This window comes from Bartonella sp. AA81SXKL, from assembly GCF_042196945.1.
Classification (GTDB): domain Bacteria; phylum Pseudomonadota; class Alphaproteobacteria; order Rhizobiales; family Rhizobiaceae; genus Bartonella.
Genome location: NZ_JBHIRH010000264.1, coordinates 1 through 363 on the forward strand (window position 1 = coordinate 1; position 363 = coordinate 363).

At 37.7% G+C, this 363-nt stretch carries 1 pseudogene; it reads left to right on the top strand.

Going from position 1 to position 363, the window contains the following annotated elements:
* A pseudogene (locus tag ACFINZ_RS10980) lies at nt 1–270 on the top strand (MFS transporter); the annotation flags it as partial.
* Between the last annotated feature and the right edge of the window lie 93 nt (nt 271–363).

Genomic DNA, 363 nt, shown 5'->3' on the forward strand with positions numbered 1-363 from the left:
TCTATTCTTACTTTTGGCAATGGTTTTTTGTTGCCGTTAGGAACAACTTTGGCAACTTCATCTCATCCACAAGCTGCTGGAGCGGCATCTGGTGTTATGGGAGCTTTGCAATTAGGAAGTGCTGCACTGAGCTTTGCGGTTATTGGGAAAATGTCCGAACATAATCCATGGAGTGTCGCCGTTTTATTAGCAACATGCTGTATCGTGGGTTTTATAATTTACATTCGAAAAGCAAATTATTTTATTAATTTAGAAAAACAATCAAGCTAAATAACCAAATTGGGGGGGGACTATGCTTAAAAATCTTGATGTTACTTTGTGTGACGGAGGATACAGGAATCAGTTTTCTTTTTCATTAGATTA